Below are 16,502 nucleotides of genomic sequence, written 5' to 3'. Positions count from 1 at the left end.
GTCATCCGCCGGGGCTTTTTATTATCCGTTATTGCCGGAATTCAACGGGGTTTCAGTATTCCTGATCTTCAATCAGACGCTTGCCGAGCAATAACGTATCTGAAATCTCGTAACCCAGTTTTTCATACATGCTGACTACCGCATCATTTTCGGCACGCACCATTAAATTCATTTTCGGGCAGCCGCGCGCAATCAGTTTCTTTTCGAGACGATTCACCAGCGCGTTCGCAATCCCGCGCCCGCGATAATCCGGGTGAACTCCCAGATAATTCGCCGAGCCACGATGGCCGTCGTAGCCACCCATCAGCGTACCTACCACTTCACCACCGACTTCCGCCACCAGGAAAAACTCCGGGCTGTGGTTAATTTTGCGTTCAATATCCAGTTCAGGATCATTCCACGGACGCAGCAGATCGCAGCGCTCCCATAAGGTCAGAACTTCTTCGAAATCTTCTTGACGGTATACGCGAATTTCCATCACTGTTCGCCGCTGTTAATGAGGGTTTATTTAATTATCGCGTGATCTGCTTGATACGCAACATCAAAATCACAATCTGGAGGATAAACGACCGTATTTTATCGATGAATTTCACCGGTTATGGATCTTATAAGCCATTCACTGAACAGATATTTATTCGTCGAAATATTCATTCGCGACACATTATTCATAAAAAGTAATAGTTCTCAGATCGAAACTATAAAATAGATACTCTATAACATAAGGCATTCTGCTTTTTTTCTGACGGTAATGGACTGATGTTAAACCCCCTGAACAAATTTTTGCATTTCCAGCCTCTTCCCGCTGCCGCCACCCGTCGCCAATTGTTGCTGTCCGGCCTGGGGCTTGCGATTGCCGCGTTTGGTTCCCGTTCCGCCAGCGCCGCGCAGCAGGAACACATCACGAAATCCGCCCCGGCACCGAAACCGCCAGGCGCTAAAAAGCTGGTGATGATTGACCCCGGCCACGGCGGGATTGATTCCGGTGCTGTCGGCCATGAAGGCTCAGAAGAAAAGCATGTGGTGCTGGAAATCGCCAACTACGTGCGTGAATTCCTCGGCGATCAGAGCCACATTGAGGTCCGGCTGACGCGCGATTCAGACCACTTCATTCCGCTTTATCAGCGTGTGGAATTGGCACATCAGCATCAGGCTGATTTATTTGTCTCGATTCATGCCGACGGTTACACCAGCCCGAGCGCTTCCGGTGCATCGGTATTTGCGCTGTCAAACCGCGGTGCGAGCAGCGCTATGGCACGGTATATGTCGAAAAAAGAGAACGATGCCGATCTGGTTGCGGGCGCGAAATACGCCAAAGAAGACAATAACTATCTGCAACAGGTGCTTTTCGATCTGGTCCAGACCGACACCATTAAAAACAGTCTGACGCTAGGCCATCACGTTCTCGAAAGGATCCGTCCGATCCACCATCTGCACAGCCAGCAGACAGAACAGGCTGCGTTCGCCGTGCTGAAATCCCCGTCAATTCCATCGATTCTGGTAGAAACTTCGTTCATCACCAATCATCAGGAAGAACAGTTGCTCAGCACCACCGCGTTCCGCCGTGAAATCGCGCAGGCCATTTCTCAGGGAATTGTGAATTTCTTCAGCTATTTCGACGCCAACGAACGTAAGCCACGATAACCTTCCTGCTTCGCGCCGCAGATGCGCGGGTTGTTCTGGGCGATCCGACAGGTTTTGGGGTTATAATAACCACCACTTTTTTATCATTCAGCGCCCGCAAGGCGCTGAATGTCTTTTCAGTCAACGTCTGTGAGTTTGCCCGTGAGCCAATCGATCCCCGACATACAACAAGTCAAAACCTTCCTGCTCAAGCTTCAGGACCACATCTGCCAGCAGCTGGCTGCCGCCGATGGCAAAGGCCAGTTCGCGCAAGACCAGTGGGTTCGCGAAGAAGGCGGTGGCGGCCAGAGCCGGGTATTGACCAACGGCGCAGTCTTCGAACAGGCGGGGGTGAATTTCTCGCACGTTTCCGGTGCCACATTGCCCGCATCAGCCACCGCGCATCGTCCTGAGCTGGCAGGTCGCAGTTTCCAGGCAATGGGCGTTTCGCTGGTTATTCATCCGCTCAATCCTTACGTGCCCACCAGCCACGCCAACGTGCGTTTCTTCATTGCGGAAAAGCCCGGTGAAGCGCCGGTGTGGTGGTTCGGTGGCGGTTTTGACCTCACGCCTTACTACGGTTTTGAAGAAGATGCCCGCCACTGGCATCAGACCGCACAACAACTATGTCAGCCGTTCGGCGACGACGTGTATCCGAAATACAAAAAATGGTGTGACGATTACTTCTTTATCAAACACCGCAATGAAGCGCGCGGCATCGGAGGATTATTCTTTGATGACCTGAATACGCCAGATTTTGACACCTGCTTTGCGTTCATGCAGGCGGTGGGCAACGGCTTCACCGACGCTTATCTGCCGGTCGTCGAAAAACGCAAAGCGATGCCGTGGGGAGAACGTGAACGCCAGTTCCAGCTTTACCGCCGTGGCCGCTATGTGGAATTCAATCTGGTGTGGGATCGTGGCACGTTGTTCGGCCTGCAAACCGGAGGCCGCACGGAGTCAATTCTGATGTCCATGCCGCCGCTGGTTCGCTGGGAATATAGTTATCAGCCGGAAGCAGGCAGCCCGGAAGCCGCGCTGTACACCTATTTCCTGCCGGTTCGCGACTGGCTGAACGGGGAGAAACGCTGATGCAAATCTGGGTTGATGCAGATGCCTGTCCGAACGTAATCAAAGAAGTGTTGTTCCGCGCCGCCGAACGCACCGGCATGATGGTGACGCTGGTGGCGAACCAGACGATCCGCACGCCACCGTCGAAATTCCTGCGAACCCTGCGCGTCGAAGCAGGTTTTGACGTCGCCGATAACGAAATCGTCAAACGCACCGAACCCGGTGATCTGGTGGTCACTGCGGATATCCCGCTGGCGGCGGAAGTCATCGAAAAAGGGGGCGTTGCGCTGAACCCGCGCGGCGAGCGTTACACCACTGAAACCATTAAAGAACGCCTGAACATGCGCGATTTTATGGACACCATGCGCGCCAGCGGCGTGCAAACCGGCGGACCGCCTGCGCTTAATCAGCGTGACCGCCAGCAATTCGCCAATGAACTGGATAAGTGGCTGCAACAGGCCAAACGCTAAAATCCGGTCAGAGGAACCTGCTGTACCACTACATTTAAAGGAATAATAAAAATGGTCAAAAAGATCATACTGGATTGCGATCCGGGGCACGACGATGCCATCGCGATGTTACTCGCCCACGGGAATCCCGATATCGAACTGCTCGCCGTCACCACCGTGGTCGGCAATCAGACGCTGGAAAAAGTCACCCGTAATGCGCTGGCCGTTGCCCGCGTCATCAACCTGACCGGCGTCCCGTTTGCCGCCGGAGCCACCCGCCCGCTGGTGCGGCAAATCGAAGTGGCCGACGAAATCCATGGAGAATCCGGCCTTGACGGCCCGGTTTTACCGGAAGCGGCCATCACGCTTGAACCCGTTCATGCCATCGACCTGATCATTGATTTGATCATGTCGCATCCGCCCAAAACCATCACGCTGGTCCCGACCGGCGGCCTGACCAATATCGCCATGGCCGTGCGAAAAGAACCGCGCATCGCCGAACGCGTGAAAGAAGTCGTACTGATGGGCGGCGGTTACCATGTGGGTAACTGGAGCGCCGTGGCTGAATTCAATATCAAGATTGATCCCGAAGCCGCACACATCGTTTTCAACGAAAAATGGCCGCTGACCATGGTCGGGCTAGACCTCACGCATCAGGCATTAGCCACACCAGAAGTGGCCGCACGAATCGCCGCTGTCGGCACACAACCGGCGAAATTCGTCGGTGAGTTGCTCGATTTCTTCGGCCTGAGCTACAAAGATCGCCAGGGCTTTGACTCCCCGCCGGTTCATGATCCGTGCGCCGTGGCCTACGTCATCGACCCGAACGTAATGACCGTACAAAAAGTCCCGGTAGACATTGAGCTAACCGGCACCTTAACGCTCGGCATGACGGTTGCTGACTTCCGTTCACCGCCGCCGCCCGATTGCCATACGCAGGTCGCGGTAAAACTCGACCATCAGCGTTTCTGGGATTTAATCGTTGATGCGCTCGAGCGTATCGGCGAAGTGAAATACTGATTTACTTAGGAAGAGAAGCTTTCCCCTAAATCATTCGTGCTGCAAAAAGGCGGCAATTGAGCGAACCCGATGAACTGACACAGGTCAGTGATTCGGGTTTACGAGTGCAGCCAACGCATCTGCAGCGCGAAGGATGACGGGGAAATTAAAGAGGCTCGGTTTGCGCTTCCACTACCGCTAAAGCCACCATATTCACAATGCGTCTGACCGAAGCGATCGGCGTCAGAATATGCACCGGTTTCGCCACGCCCATTAACACCGGCCCTACCGTGACCCCTTCTGAACTCGACACCCGCAGCAAGTTATAGCTGATACGCGCCGATTCCATGTTTGGCATGATCAGGATATTCGCCGCCCCTTTTAACGGGCTGTCCGGCATGATGTCCTGCCGGATACTTTCGACCAGCGCTGCATCGCCGTGCATCTCGCCGTCTATTTCCAGCGAAGGTTCACGCGCATTCACCAGCTCCAGCGTCCGCCGCATTTTGAGCGCTGCCGGGCTGTCAGAAGTGCCAAAGCTGGAATGCGACAGCAGAGCCACTTTTGGTTCGATACCAAACCGCCGTACCGTTTCCGCCGCCATTAGCGTGATTTCGGCCAGCTGTTCTGCGGTCGGATCATCATTGACGTAAGTGTCCGCAATAAACGTATTCCCGCTCGGCAGCAGCAACGCATTCATCGCGCCGGCAACGTGTGCGCCCTCGCGGAACCCGAACACTTTTTCAACGATATCGTAATGCTCGTGATAGGTACCGACCGTTCCGCAAATCATAGCGTCAGCCTCGCCGCGCAGTAGCATGATGGCGGAAATCAGCGTCGGATTGCCGATAACCGCCCGCCGCGCCTGCTCCTGCGAGACGCCGCGCCGTTTCATCAGCTCATAGTATTCACGCCAGTATTCGTTGAAACGCGGATCTGATTCGTTATTCACCACTTCAAAATCCCGGCCAGCTTCAATCTGCAAACCGAGTTTCTTGATACGCATCTCGATCACGCTTGGCCGCCCGACCAGAATTGGTTTTGCCAATCCCAGAGAAATCAGCTCCTGCGTCGCCTGCAAAACACGCTCCTCTTCCCCTTCGGCCATCACCACCCGACGGGCGTCTTTTTTGGCCTGAGAGAAAATCGGCTTCATAAACAGATTGGTTTTGTAGACAAACTCCGACAGCTTTTCGACATAAGCATCGAAGTCCGGAATCGGCCGCGTTGCCACGCCGGAATCCATCGCCGCTTTCGCTACCGCAGGCGCAATTTTCACAATCAGGCGCGGGTCAAAAGGTTTGGGAATGATGTAATCCGGGCCAAATGAAAGCTCTTCTTCCCCGTAAGCCGACGCGACCACATCGCTTTGCTCCGCCATCGCCAGATCGGCAATCGCGTGCACGCAGGCCAGCTTCATTTCCTCGTTGATGGTCGTAGCCCCGACGTCCAGCGCACCGCGGAAAATGAACGGGAAGCACAGGACATTGTTCACCTGATTCGGGTAATCCGAACGACCCGTGCAGATAATCGCATCCGGGCGCACCGCTTTCGCCAGCGGCGGCAGGATTTCTGGTTCGGGGTTTGCCAGCGCCAGAATCAGCGGGGATTTCGCCATGGTTTTCACCATGTCCTGCGTCAGTACGCCAGGGCCGGAACAGCCGAGGAAAATATCCGCACCGGGGATCGCATCCGCCAGCGTGCGCTGCCCGTTGTCCTCAATGGCATAGGCCGCTTTGGTTTCGGCCATGTTCTCTTCGCGGCCCTGATAAATCACGCCGCGGGAATCACAGGCCGTGATGTTGTGGCGTTTCAGCCCGAGCGCTACCAGCAAATTCAGGCAGGCAATGGCCGACGCACCGGCACCGGACACCACCAGCCGCACGTCGGAAATATCTTTCCCGACCACGCGTAAACCGTTGAGCACCGCCGCCGTACAGATGATTGCCGTCCCGTGCTGATCGTCGTGAAATACCGGAATATTCATCCGCTCACGCAGTTTGCTCTCAATGTAAAAGCACTCCGGCGCTTTGATGTCTTCGAGATTGATACCGCCAAACGTCGGTTCAAGCGCGGCGATCACTTCGATCAGTTTGTCGGGATCAAGCTCGTCCACCTCGATATCAAAAACATCAATACCTGCAAATTTCTTGAACAAAACGCCCTTACCTTCCATCACCGGTTTTCCGGCCAGCGCCCCGATATTGCCCAGCCCGAGTACCGCGGTGCCGTTGGAAATCACCGCTACCAGATTTCCGCGTGCGGTGTATTTATAGGCCGCAAGCGGATCTTTAGCGATTTCCAGACAGGGCGCCGCCACGCCCGGAGAGTACGCCAGCGCCAGATCGCGCTGCGTGGCCAGAGGCTTGGTTGGCGAAACCTGAATTTTTCCGGGCACCGGAAACTCATGAAAATCGAGTGCGCTTTGCTTGAGTTGTTCGTCCATCGTAGGGTCCTTTTTTGTTTCTTATATTTTGTAGAGACAGCAGGAAACGGATGCAACATCACCATCAGTTTTACCCGATGACAGTATAGATAACCTGCCACGATAAACGCCGGATAACGACCAAAACTTAGCCGTTACACTGTTTGCTTTTCGTTCACGGAAGACGTCTCGCAAATTTCGACTAAGCTTAAAGTTTGACCTTGCGCTTTCCTCTCTCGCCCCGCAGTCTGAGCTGCGACGAGGGCTGCCATTGTTATGACCCATCGCAACAATCAGAAAAAGCGCATTCAGTTTGTTAACCGAATGATGCAGGGTAGGAGCCCAACGAAATAGAGTCGTACGACCTTATTGCTGTATCGTTTTTTTCGCCAAGGAGCTAAGAGATGAACCAGTTAGACGCACTTAAAAAGGTAACGACTGTCGTTGCCGACAGTGGTGATATTGAATCTATCCGTCATTTCGAGCCTCAGGATGCGACCACCAATCCTTCGCTGATCCTCAAAGCCGCAGACCTGCCGCAATACCAAAATCTGATCAAAGACGCCGTCGCTTATGCCCGTAAACAAGGGGGCAGCAAAGACGATCAGGTGATTAACGCCACCGATAAGCTGGCCGTGAACATCGGCGCAGAAATTCTGAAAAGCGTGCCGGGGCGCATCTCGACCGAAGTCGATGCCCGCCTGTCATTTGACACCGAAAAATGCATTGCCAAAGCCCGTAAGCTGATCGGTCTTTATCAGGGACAAGGCATCGATAAATCGCGCATCCTGATCAAACTGGCTTCCACGTGGGAAGGTATCAAAGCCGCCGAAGCGCTGGAAAAAGAAGGCATCAACTGTAACCTGACGCTACTTTTCTCCTTTGCTCAGGCGCGTGCCTGTGCCGAAGCCGGGGTTTATCTGATTTCGCCGTTCGTGGGTCGCATCTATGACTGGTACAAAGCCAAAGAGCCGAACGCCGCGTATGACGTTGAGAAAGATCCGGGCGTGAAATCGGTCCGTGAGATTTACGAATACTATAAAGCGCATGACTACAAGACCGTGATCATGGGCGCCAGTTTCCGTAAAGTGGAACAAATTCTGGCGCTGGCCGGTTGTGATCGCCTGACCATTTCACCAAACCTGCTTGAAGAGCTTAAAGCCAGCAGCGCGCCGGTTGAACGCAAGCTACAACCTTCGTCGCAGGGCAGTAAAAAGCCTGCGCCGCTGACTCAGGCTGAATTCCTCTGGGAACATCATCAGGACGCCATGGCCGTCGAGAAACTGGCCGAAGGCATCCGCCTGTTCGCCGTCGACCAGAAGAAACTCGAAGACATGTTGTCCGCTCAACTGTAATTTCATCCCCCCTTTTTTCGATGGTCGCTGCACAGAATCAGCGACCATTAACCGGAGAAAAATATGCCTTCTCGCAGAGAGCTAGCCAATGCTATCCGTGCACTGAGCATGGACGCCGTCCAGAAAGCAAACAGCGGTCACCCGGGTGCCCCGATGGGCATGGCGGACATCGCTGAAGTGCTGTGGCGTGATTACATGAATCACAACCCGGCCAACCCGAAATGGGCAGACCGCGACCGTTTCATTTTGTCCAACGGCCACGGTTCGATGCTGATTTACAGCCTGCTGCATCTCACCGGCTATGACCTGCCGATGACAGAGCTGGAAAACTTCCGCCAGCTGCATTCCAAAACGCCGGGCCACCCGGAATACGGCTACACGCCGGGCGTTGAAACCACCACCGGCCCGCTGGGTCAGGGCATTGCCAACGCCGTCGGTTTTGCGATTGCAGAACGCACGCTTGCCGCTCAGTTTAACCGTGATAATCACGACATTGTGAACCACCACACCTATGCCTTTATGGGCGACGGTTGCATGATGGAAGGCATTTCCCATGAAGCCTGCTCGCTGGCTGGCACCATGAAACTCGGCAAACTGACCGCGTTTTATGATGACAACGGCATCTCCATCGACGGCCACGTTGAAGGCTGGTTCACCGATGACACAGCTAAACGTTTTGAAGCCTATGGCTGGCACGTGATCCGGGGCGTTGACGGCCACAATTCAGATGCCATTAAAGCGGCGATTGAAGAATCCCATAAAGTCACCGACCGGCCTTCCCTGCTGATGTGCAAAACTGTGATCGGCTTTGGTTCCCCGCATAAAGCCGGTACACACGATGCGCACGGCGCGGCGCTGGGCGCAGACGAAGTGGCGGCAACCCGCAAGGCGCTGGGCTGGAATTATCCGGCGTTTGAAATCCCTCAGGATATTTATGCCGCATGGGATGCCAAAGAAGCCGGTAAAGCCAAAGAAAAAGCGTGGAATGATAAATTCGCGGCTTATGCCAAAGATCATCCTGAACTGGCGGCTGAATTTGAACGTCGCGTCAGCGGCGAACTGCCGGCTAACTGGGAAACCGAAGTGCAGAAATTTATCGAAGAATTGCAGGCTAATCCGGCGAATATCGCCAGCCGTAAAGCGTCCCAAAATACGCTGGAACGCTTTGGCAAAATTCTGCCTGAGTTCCTTGGCGGCTCCGCTGACCTGGCTCCGAGCAACCTGACCATGTGGTCCGGTTCAAAATCGCTCGGTGACGATCTGGCCGGTAACTACATTCATTACGGCGTTCGCGAGTTCGGGATGACCGCAATTTCCAACGGTATCACCCTGCACGGCGGTTTCCTGCCTTATTCCGCAACCTTCCTGATGTTCGTCGAATACGCCCGTAACGCGGTACGTATGGCGGCACTGATGAAAATCCGCAACATATTCGTGTATACCCATGACTCCATCGGTCTGGGCGAAGACGGCCCGACGCACCAGCCGGTTGAACAAATGGCCAGCCTGCGTGTGACGCCGAACATGAGCCTGTGGCGTCCTGCGGATCAGGTCGAATCGGCCATCGCCTGGAAAACTGCGATTGAGCGTAAAGACGGCCCGTCAGCACTGATCTTCTCCCGCCAGAACCTGACGCAACAACCGCGTACTGCCGGACAGCTGGCAAACGTGGCGCGCGGCGGTTATGTGCTGAAAGATTCCGATGGCACGCCGGAAATCATCCTGATTGCGACCGGTTCGGAAGTGGGCATTACGGTTGAAGCAGCGGACAAACTGACGGCAGCGGGCACCAAAGTGCGCGTGGTTTCCATCCCGTCGACCGATGTCTTCGACAAACAAGACGCGGCGTATCGCGAATCCGTACTGCCAAAAGCCGTGACCGCGCGTCTGGCGGTCGAAGCGGGTATTGCAGATTACTGGTACAAGTATGTCGGCCTGAACGGCGACGTTGTCGGTATGACCACCTTCGGCGAATCCGCTCCGGCAGAACTGCTGTTCAAAGAGTTCGGTTTTACCGTGGATAACGTAGTCGCAAAAGCACAGGCACTGCTGAAGTAATCTCCGGTACATTTCCCTCTCTATAAAAAGAGGGGGAAATGCTGGCTAAAAATCTCACATCTGCCCCCTTCCTGCTTGATGAATCTGCCCCTCTCCGGTAAAGTCCCGTCCCTTCTTTGGCATGGGGATCAATAATGTTTATTGGATTTGACTACGGTACAGCGAATTGCTCAGTCGCAGTGATGCGCGATAATAACGCCCAACTTCTGGCGTTAGAAAATAATGATCCTTATTTACCCTCCATGCTCTGTGCGCCATCCCGTGAAGCTGTCAGCGAATGGCTGAACCGCCACGGACAGGTGCCGACAGGCAGTGATGAAAATCTGGCGCTGCTGCGTCGTAGTATCAGCTTTAACCGCGAGGAAGATATTCCGGTTAACGCCAACAGCGTGAACTTTGGTTTGCAGGCGCTGGCGACCTACATGGAAGATCCGGAAGAAGTGTATTTCGTTCGTTCTCCGAAATCGTTTCTTGGCGCAAACGGCCTGAAGCCACAGCAGATTGCCCTGTTCGAAGATCTGGTTTGCGCGATGATGTATCACATCAAACGTCAGGCAGAATCTGTTTTGCAGGAAAGCATTGAGCAGACGGTGATTGGCCGTCCGATCAACTTCCAGGGCATGGGCGGTGAGGAAGCGAACAGTCAGGCGCAGGGGATTTTACAGCGCGCCGCTGAACGTGCCGGTTTCCGTGATATTGCTTTCCAGTTTGAGCCGGTAGCGGCAGGTCTGGATTTTGAAGCCACCCTGACAGATGAGAAAACAGTGCTGGTCGTCGATATCGGCGGCGGAACGACCGACTGTTCCGTTCTGCTGATGGGCCCGCAGTGGCGCGATAAAGCGGAACGCCAGAACAGCCTGCTCGGCCACAGTGGTTGCCGCGTCGGCGGTAACGATCTGGACATCATGACCGCGTTTAAACAGCTGACGCCTCAGTTCGGCATGGGCAGCGAAACGCAAAAAGGTATCGCGATCCCGGCATTACCTTACTGGAATGCGGTTGCAACCAATGATGTTCCTGCACAGCTGGATTTCTACAGCGTGGCGAATGGCCGCATGTTGCGTGATTTGATCCGCGACGCCGCGCAGCCGGATCTCATTAAGCGCCTGCTGAAAGTACAACAACAGCGCCTGAGCTACCGCCTGGTACGTGCTGCCGAAGAAAGTAAAATTGCCCTCTCCGAGCGCGAAAGCGTGACGGCGGCAATGGACTTCATTGAATCCGGTCTGGCAGAAACCATCAGCCAGCAGCAGCTGAGTGACGCGATTTCTCAGCCGCTGGAACGCATTCAGGAACAGGTTGCTCTGGCACTGGCCAGCAGCGAAATTAAACCGGATGTGATTTATCTGACCGGTGGCAGCGCCCGTTCTCCACTTTTACGTGCCGCATTGCAGGCACAGTTGCCGGGGATCCCGCTGGTCGGGGGCAATGATTTTGGCTCGGTCACTGCCGGTCTGGCGCGCTGGGCACAAACGCTGTTCCGTTAATTAACGGCTTCACAAAAACAAAAACCGCCTGATGTTAAGGCGGTTTTTTTGTTTATGGCGATACGGCAAATTACGTTTTACAAAGACTTGGTTACCATGCGCTGGCGTCGTTAAGCGTACGGATATCGGCATCATCGAGTTTCAGCGTAGCGGCCTGCGCCAGTTCATTGAGCTGTTGCAGCGAGGTCGCGCTGACAATCGGGGACGTGATGCTCGGACGGGCGATTTGCCAGGCCAGCGCAACCTGACCCGGCTGTGCGCCGTGTTTTTCTGCGACCTGATCCAGCCCCTGCAACACTTTCAGGCCACGTTCGTTCAGGCAACGTGCAACCACGTTTTCGCCACGTTTACTTTTGCTGGCGTCGGCTTTCGTACGGTATTTCCCGGTCAGGAATCCGGCAGCCAGCCCATAGAAATTGATCACGCCAAGGCCATTGTCCGTCACGACTTTTTCCAGCGCTTCTTCATACACTTTGCGGTCGTAAAGATTGTACTGAGGTTGCAGCGTTTCATAACGCGCCAGCCCGTTTTCCTTGCTGACTTTCAGCGCTTCGGCCAGACGTGGCGCGCTGTAGTTGGATGCGCCGATAGCGCGCACCTTGCCTTCTTTGATCAGCGCATCAAACGCGGCCAGACTTTCTGCCAGCGGCGTATCCGCATCATCGTCATGTGACTGATACAAATCGATATAGTCGGTTTGCAGGCGTTTCAAAGAAGCTTCCACCGCTTCTTTGATATAACGTGGCGACAGGCCAACTTTCCCTTCACCCATCGGTTTACCGACTTTTGTCGCCAGAATGATCTGGTCGCGCTTGCCGGTTTTTTTCAGCCAGTTGCCGATAATGGTTTCCGACTCGCCACCGTGGTTGCCTTCGACCCAGCTCGAATACACATCAGCGGTGTCGATAAAGTTAAGTTTATGATCCAGAAGAGCATCGAGCAGATTAAAGGATGCTGCCTGATCGACAGTCCAGCCAAACACATTGCCGCCGAAAGTCAGCAACGGCACCTGAATTCCTGAACGGCCCAGTTCTCTTTTACTCATCATTCTCTCCCTTTGAGAAGGTCAGATTAAACATGCTTTGCGTGCGAACGATTCGTGATCAAAGGTCAACCTTAGCATTTTGATATAAAATGTCAGGCTTAAACTCTATTCTTTATTGTCAGAAGAATTGTCAAAAAATGGGAAAGACTCTCCTTATTTCCTCCATTTTCTGCTGAAGCATTCTGGCTACACTGTAAGCCTGGTCTGAAGGTGGTACTCCCCCTGAAATGCCGCGACAATGATTGTGCTGATGCGAACCCATGAAATCTGAAAACACTGACACCTTACCGCCTCCCGCCCCGCTGCCACCGTCGGTACGCTGGCAATTGTGGATTGTCGCCTTTGGCTTTTTTATGCAGGCGCTCGACACTACGATTGTGAATACTGCGTTACCGTCAATGGCCCGCAGCCTGGGTGAAAATCCTCTGCATATGCATTCGGTGGTAGTCGCTTATGTGCTGACCGTCGCAGTGATGTTGCCCGCCAGCGGCTGGCTGGCGGATAAAGTCGGGGTGAAATGGGTCTTCTTTTCCGCCATCGTTTTGTTCACCGTCGGTTCACTACTCTGCGCGCAGTCCGAAAGTCTGCGCGAACTGGTACTGTCACGTATCGTTCAGGGGATTGGCGGCGCGATGATGGTGCCCGTCGGGCGGCTGACGGTGTTGAAAATCGTTCCGCGCAGCGAATACATGGCCGCCATGACCATGGTCACCCTGCCCGGCCAGGTCGGCCCGCTGCTCGGCCCGGCGCTGGGTGGTTTTCTGGTGCAGTACGCCAGCTGGCACTGGATTTTCCTGATCAATCTGCCTGTCGGTCTGGCCGGTTGTATTGCTACGCTGATGATTATGCCGAATTACAAAATGCAGACACGGCGCTTTGATATCAGCGGCTTTGTCATGCTGGCGGTTTGTATGGCGACGCTCACGCTGGCGCTGGAAGGCAGCCGCAGCATGGGCCTTAGCGCGCTTGAATTAGTGCTGCTGGTGGTCGTCGGTTTAGGCGCGTTAGGCATTTACTGGATGCACGCCCGCGGCAATCTTTCCGCGCTGTTTTCTCTGCGCCTGTTCCACACGCCAACGTTTAAAATCGGCCTGATCGGCAGCCTGTTAGGCCGCATCGGCAGCGGAATGTTGCCGTTTATGACGCCGGTATTTTTACAGCTGGGGATGGGCTTTACGCCATTCCACGCCGGGCTGATGATGATCCCGATGGTGCTTGGCAGCATGGGGATGAAGCGCGTGGTCGTGCGTCTGGTGAATCAGCTCGGGTATCGCACCGCGCTGGTGAGCGCCACTTTACTGCTCGCGCTGATTACGCTTATCTTCCCGCTGGTGGCGATTTACGGCGCTGTGTGGATGATTCCGGTGGTGCTGTTCTTCCAGGGCATGGTGAACTCCCTGCGCTTCTCCTCCATGAATACGCTGACGCTGAAAGATTTACCGCCGCGTCTGGCCAGCAGCGGCAACAGCCTGCTGTCGATGATTATGCAGTTGTCGATGAGTCTCGGGGTCAGCGTCGCCGGTTTGCTGATTGGCCTCTTCGCGCATCAGCAGGCCATAACGCCTGACAGCAGCACCATGCACACTGCTTTCCTGTATTGCTATATGTCGATGGCGCTGGTGATCGCCCTGCCCGCCTGGGTCTTTTCGAAAGTGCCGCCGGACATGCAGAAAAATGCCGTTATCGATCGCCGCCGTGCCGCGGCCGGATCTCCCGACCCGATGAGAAAATCATGAAACCAGGTATTACCGCCAAACTGTTTATGGCTATTTTCTGCACCTGCGCACTGGTGTTAATCACCATGAACTGGGGCGTGCGGATGAGCTTCGAACGGGGCTTTATCGATTATATACGCCAGAGTAATGAATCGCGCGTTGAGCTGCTGGCCGACACCTTGCAAGAGCAGTACAAACTGCACGGCAACTGGGATTTTCTGGAAAAAAATGACCGCCTGATTTATCAGCTGATGCGCTCATTTGATCAGAACAGCAGCCAGAAAATGCCGCCGCAGGGATGGCGGACAAAGTTCTGGATCCTCGACAGCCATGACCGTCGCATCGGCGGTTACGATCAACCGGTTCCTGCTGATCTTCAGGGGCCGCGCCGCGTGATGACCGTTGACGGTGTGATGATAGGCTCGGTGATTTCCACGCCTGCCGAGCGCCTGACCCGCGATGCAGACATCAATTTCGAGCACCAGCAAAGCCGCACCAGCTGGATTATCACGGCGTTTACCGCCCTGCTGGCAGCCGCCGTGACCTGGGTACTTTCGCGGGGAATGCTCGCGCCGGTTAAGCGTCTGGTCAACGGCACGCATCAGCTGGCCGCCGGGGATTTCAGCACGCGCGTTGAAGTCGACAGCGAAGACGAACTGGGCAAACTGGCGCAGGACTTTAACCAGCTGGCGATGACGCTGGAAAAAAACGAGCAGATGCGCCGCGCCTTTATGGCTGATATTTCCCACGAACTGCGCACGCCGCTGGCGGTATTGCGCGGCGAGCTGGAAGCGATGCAGGACGGCGTGCGCAAAATGACGATGGGCTCGCTGGAATCCCTGCAATCTGAAGTCTCGATCCTCACGAAACTGGTGGATGACTTGCACCAGCTTTCGCTGTCGGATGCCGGTGCGCTGGCGTACCGCAAAGTCGAAACGGACGTGGTGCATCTGATTCAGCTGGCGGAAGCCGGTTCACGCGACCGCTTCCACAGTAAACAGCTAACCCTGACCAGCCATCTGCCGGAAAGCGCCGAAGTCTTTGGGGACCCGCAGCGTCTGTCGCAGCTCTTCAATAATTTGCTGGAAAACAGCCTGCGCTATACTGACCCCAACGGCGGCCTGGAAATTCTCGGCGAAATCCGTGATAAATCGCTGCATCTGAATTTCCAGGACAGCGCACCAGGCATCAGTGATGAACAGCTGGTACGAATCTTCGAGCGTTTTTATCGCACCGAGGGCTCGCGCAATCGCGCCAGCGGTGGTTCTGGTTTAGGTCTGGCAATTTGCCAGAATATTGTCGAAGCGCACGGTGGGCAGATAAGCGCCAGCCACTCTCCGGCGGGTGGCGTTCGCATAACGATTGTCCTGCCGCTTTCCATTCCACATGGCCCGAGAAACTGAATGAACGACTCTGTATTGTCCGGCCCTGCGCCGTTAAAAATTCTGATCGTGGAAGATGAACCGAAACTTGCCCAACTGCTGATCGACTATCTCGAAGCGGCGGGTTACGCGACACAATGGTTGCCCGACGGCCACGAAGTGATCGCGCAGGTGAAAACCAATCCCCCGGCGCTGATCCTGCTGGATCTGATGTTGCCGGGGAGCAGCGGCTTATCCATCTGCCGTGATATCCGTCAGTTTTCCGATGTGCCAATCATGATGGTCACGGCAAAAACAGAAGAAATCGACCGCCTGCTCGGGCTGGAAATTGGTGCCGATGATTACATCTGCAAACCTTACAGCCCGCGTGAAGTGGTTGCGCGCGTGAAAGTGATCCTGCGCCGCTGCGTGCGTCCTGACGAACATGTGACCAAAGAGACCGGCCTGCATATTGATGAAGCCCGTTTTCAGGCGACGTTCCAGGGGCATGAACTTGAGCTGACGCCAGCGGAATTTCGTCTGCTGAAAACGCTGTCGGTCAAGCCCGGCTATGTCTTCACCCGTGAAATCCTGCTTAATAACCTGTATGACGATTACCGCGTGGTAACGGATCGCACCATTGACAGCCACATCAAAAACCTGCGGCGGAAACTCGAATCGCTGGACGGCGAGAAGGCGTTTATCCGCGCCGTCTACGGTGTGGGTTATCGCTGGGAAGCAGAGCCCTGCCATCTGGTGTAACGCGCAGGATTGAATACCTGAAAGGCCGGCAGCGCAGATTTGTAAAGTTACTGAAAGTCTGTCGGCCAGTTCACATTTAATGTCTTAAATACTCCCTTTCCCCGCGAAAAAGTTTCCCTTAACTACACTTATCTCTGGAAAAAACCCTTCTACTG

Annotated in this window: 13 protein-coding genes; 10 read left to right on the top strand and 3 right to left on the bottom strand. The window is 54.7% G+C overall.

Features of this window, described 5'->3' with window-relative positions:
• Positions 1–52: 52 nt before the first annotated feature.
• Entirely contained in the window at positions 53–478 is a 426-nt protein-coding gene (locus J1782_RS16850; RefSeq protein WP_013574419.1) for a GNAT family acetyltransferase, read from the bottom strand.
• A gap of 278 nt (positions 479–756) precedes the next feature.
• Here J1782_RS16850 and amiA point away from each other — a divergent pair, with 278 nt between their 5' ends.
• The 4 genes from amiA (at position 757) to J1782_RS16830 (ending at position 4,160) form a co-directional block, all read left to right on the top strand.
• Complete coding sequence (gene amiA / locus J1782_RS16845) at positions 757–1,641, top strand: N-acetylmuramoyl-L-alanine amidase AmiA (RefSeq protein ID WP_165058446.1); 885 nt, start codon at positions 757–759, stop codon at positions 1,639–1,641.
• A gap of 108 nt (positions 1,642–1,749) precedes the next feature.
• Positions 1,750–2,712 carry an oxygen-dependent coproporphyrinogen oxidase gene (hemF, locus tag J1782_RS16840; protein WP_152324527.1) on the top strand — a complete coding sequence of 321 codons (963 nt, stop codon included), beginning with the start codon at positions 1,750–1,752 and terminating at the stop codon, positions 2,710–2,712.
• Positions 2,712–3,161, top strand: a complete 450-nt coding sequence (locus J1782_RS16835) for a YaiI/YqxD family protein (RefSeq protein WP_101076283.1) — start codon at positions 2,712–2,714, stop codon at positions 3,159–3,161. The genes hemF and J1782_RS16835 overlap by 1 nt, the downstream gene beginning before the upstream one ends.
• A gap of 51 nt (positions 3,162–3,212) precedes the next feature.
• Positions 3,213–4,160, top strand: coding sequence for a nucleoside hydrolase (locus tag J1782_RS16830; protein WP_104921112.1), 948 nt, complete (start codon positions 3,213–3,215; stop codon positions 4,158–4,160).
• Between the two features lie 145 nt (positions 4,161–4,305).
• On the opposite strand, the gene maeB is transcribed toward J1782_RS16830, so the two are convergent.
• Positions 4,306–6,585 (bottom strand): NADP-dependent oxaloacetate-decarboxylating malate dehydrogenase, encoded by a 2,280-nt coding sequence (gene maeB, locus J1782_RS16825; protein ID WP_217153550.1) that lies wholly within the window; start codon positions 6,583–6,585, stop codon positions 4,306–4,308.
• 383 nt (positions 6,586–6,968) lie between these two features.
• On the opposite strand from maeB, the gene tal reads away from it, so the two are divergent.
• From tal to yegD, 3 genes are all read left to right on the top strand, one after another.
• On the top strand, positions 6,969–7,919 hold the full coding sequence (gene tal, locus J1782_RS16820; protein ID WP_152324529.1) for a transaldolase: 951 nt from the start codon (positions 6,969–6,971) through the stop codon (positions 7,917–7,919).
• Positions 7,920–7,982: 63 nt separating this feature from the next.
• Complete coding sequence (gene tkt, locus J1782_RS16815; RefSeq protein ID WP_217153549.1) at positions 7,983–9,977, top strand: transketolase; 1,995 nt, start codon at positions 7,983–7,985, stop codon at positions 9,975–9,977.
• A 134-nt stretch (positions 9,978–10,111) separates the two neighbouring features.
• A complete protein-coding gene (gene yegD / locus J1782_RS16810) occupies positions 10,112–11,464 on the top strand; it encodes a molecular chaperone (RefSeq protein WP_152324531.1) in 1,353 nt (450 codons plus the stop codon).
• 91 nt (positions 11,465–11,555) lie between these two features.
• On the opposite strand, the gene J1782_RS16805 is transcribed toward yegD, so the two are convergent.
• Positions 11,556–12,509 carry an aldo/keto reductase gene (locus J1782_RS16805; RefSeq protein WP_152324727.1) on the bottom strand — a complete coding sequence of 318 codons (954 nt, stop codon included), beginning with the start codon at positions 12,507–12,509 and terminating at the stop codon, positions 11,556–11,558.
• 260 nt (positions 12,510–12,769) lie between these two features.
• Here J1782_RS16805 and mdtD point away from each other — a divergent pair, with 260 nt between their 5' ends.
• From mdtD to baeR, 3 genes are read left to right on the top strand one after another with little or no spacing between them, the layout of a single operon-like run.
• Positions 12,770–14,245 (top strand): multidrug transporter subunit MdtD, encoded by a 1,476-nt coding sequence (gene mdtD, locus J1782_RS16800; RefSeq protein ID WP_217153548.1) that lies wholly within the window; start codon positions 12,770–12,772, stop codon positions 14,243–14,245.
• A complete protein-coding gene (gene baeS, locus J1782_RS16795) occupies positions 14,242–15,627 on the top strand; it encodes a two-component system sensor histidine kinase BaeS (protein WP_152324533.1) in 1,386 nt (461 codons plus the stop codon). Before mdtD ends, baeS begins: the two co-directional genes overlap by 4 nt.
• The gene (gene baeR / locus J1782_RS16790) at positions 15,628–16,347 is read left to right on the top strand and encodes a two-component system response regulator BaeR (RefSeq protein WP_152324534.1); all 720 of its coding nucleotides are present in this window, start codon (positions 15,628–15,630) and stop codon (positions 16,345–16,347) included.
• Positions 16,348–16,502 lie beyond the last annotated feature (155 nt).

This window comes from Rahnella sp. BCC 1045, assembly GCF_019049615.1.
Classification (GTDB): Bacteria; Pseudomonadota; Gammaproteobacteria; order Enterobacterales; family Enterobacteriaceae; genus Rahnella; species Rahnella contaminans.
Note: the sequence above shows the minus strand (reverse complement) of the source record. Positions and strands in the feature narration are given on the sequence as shown.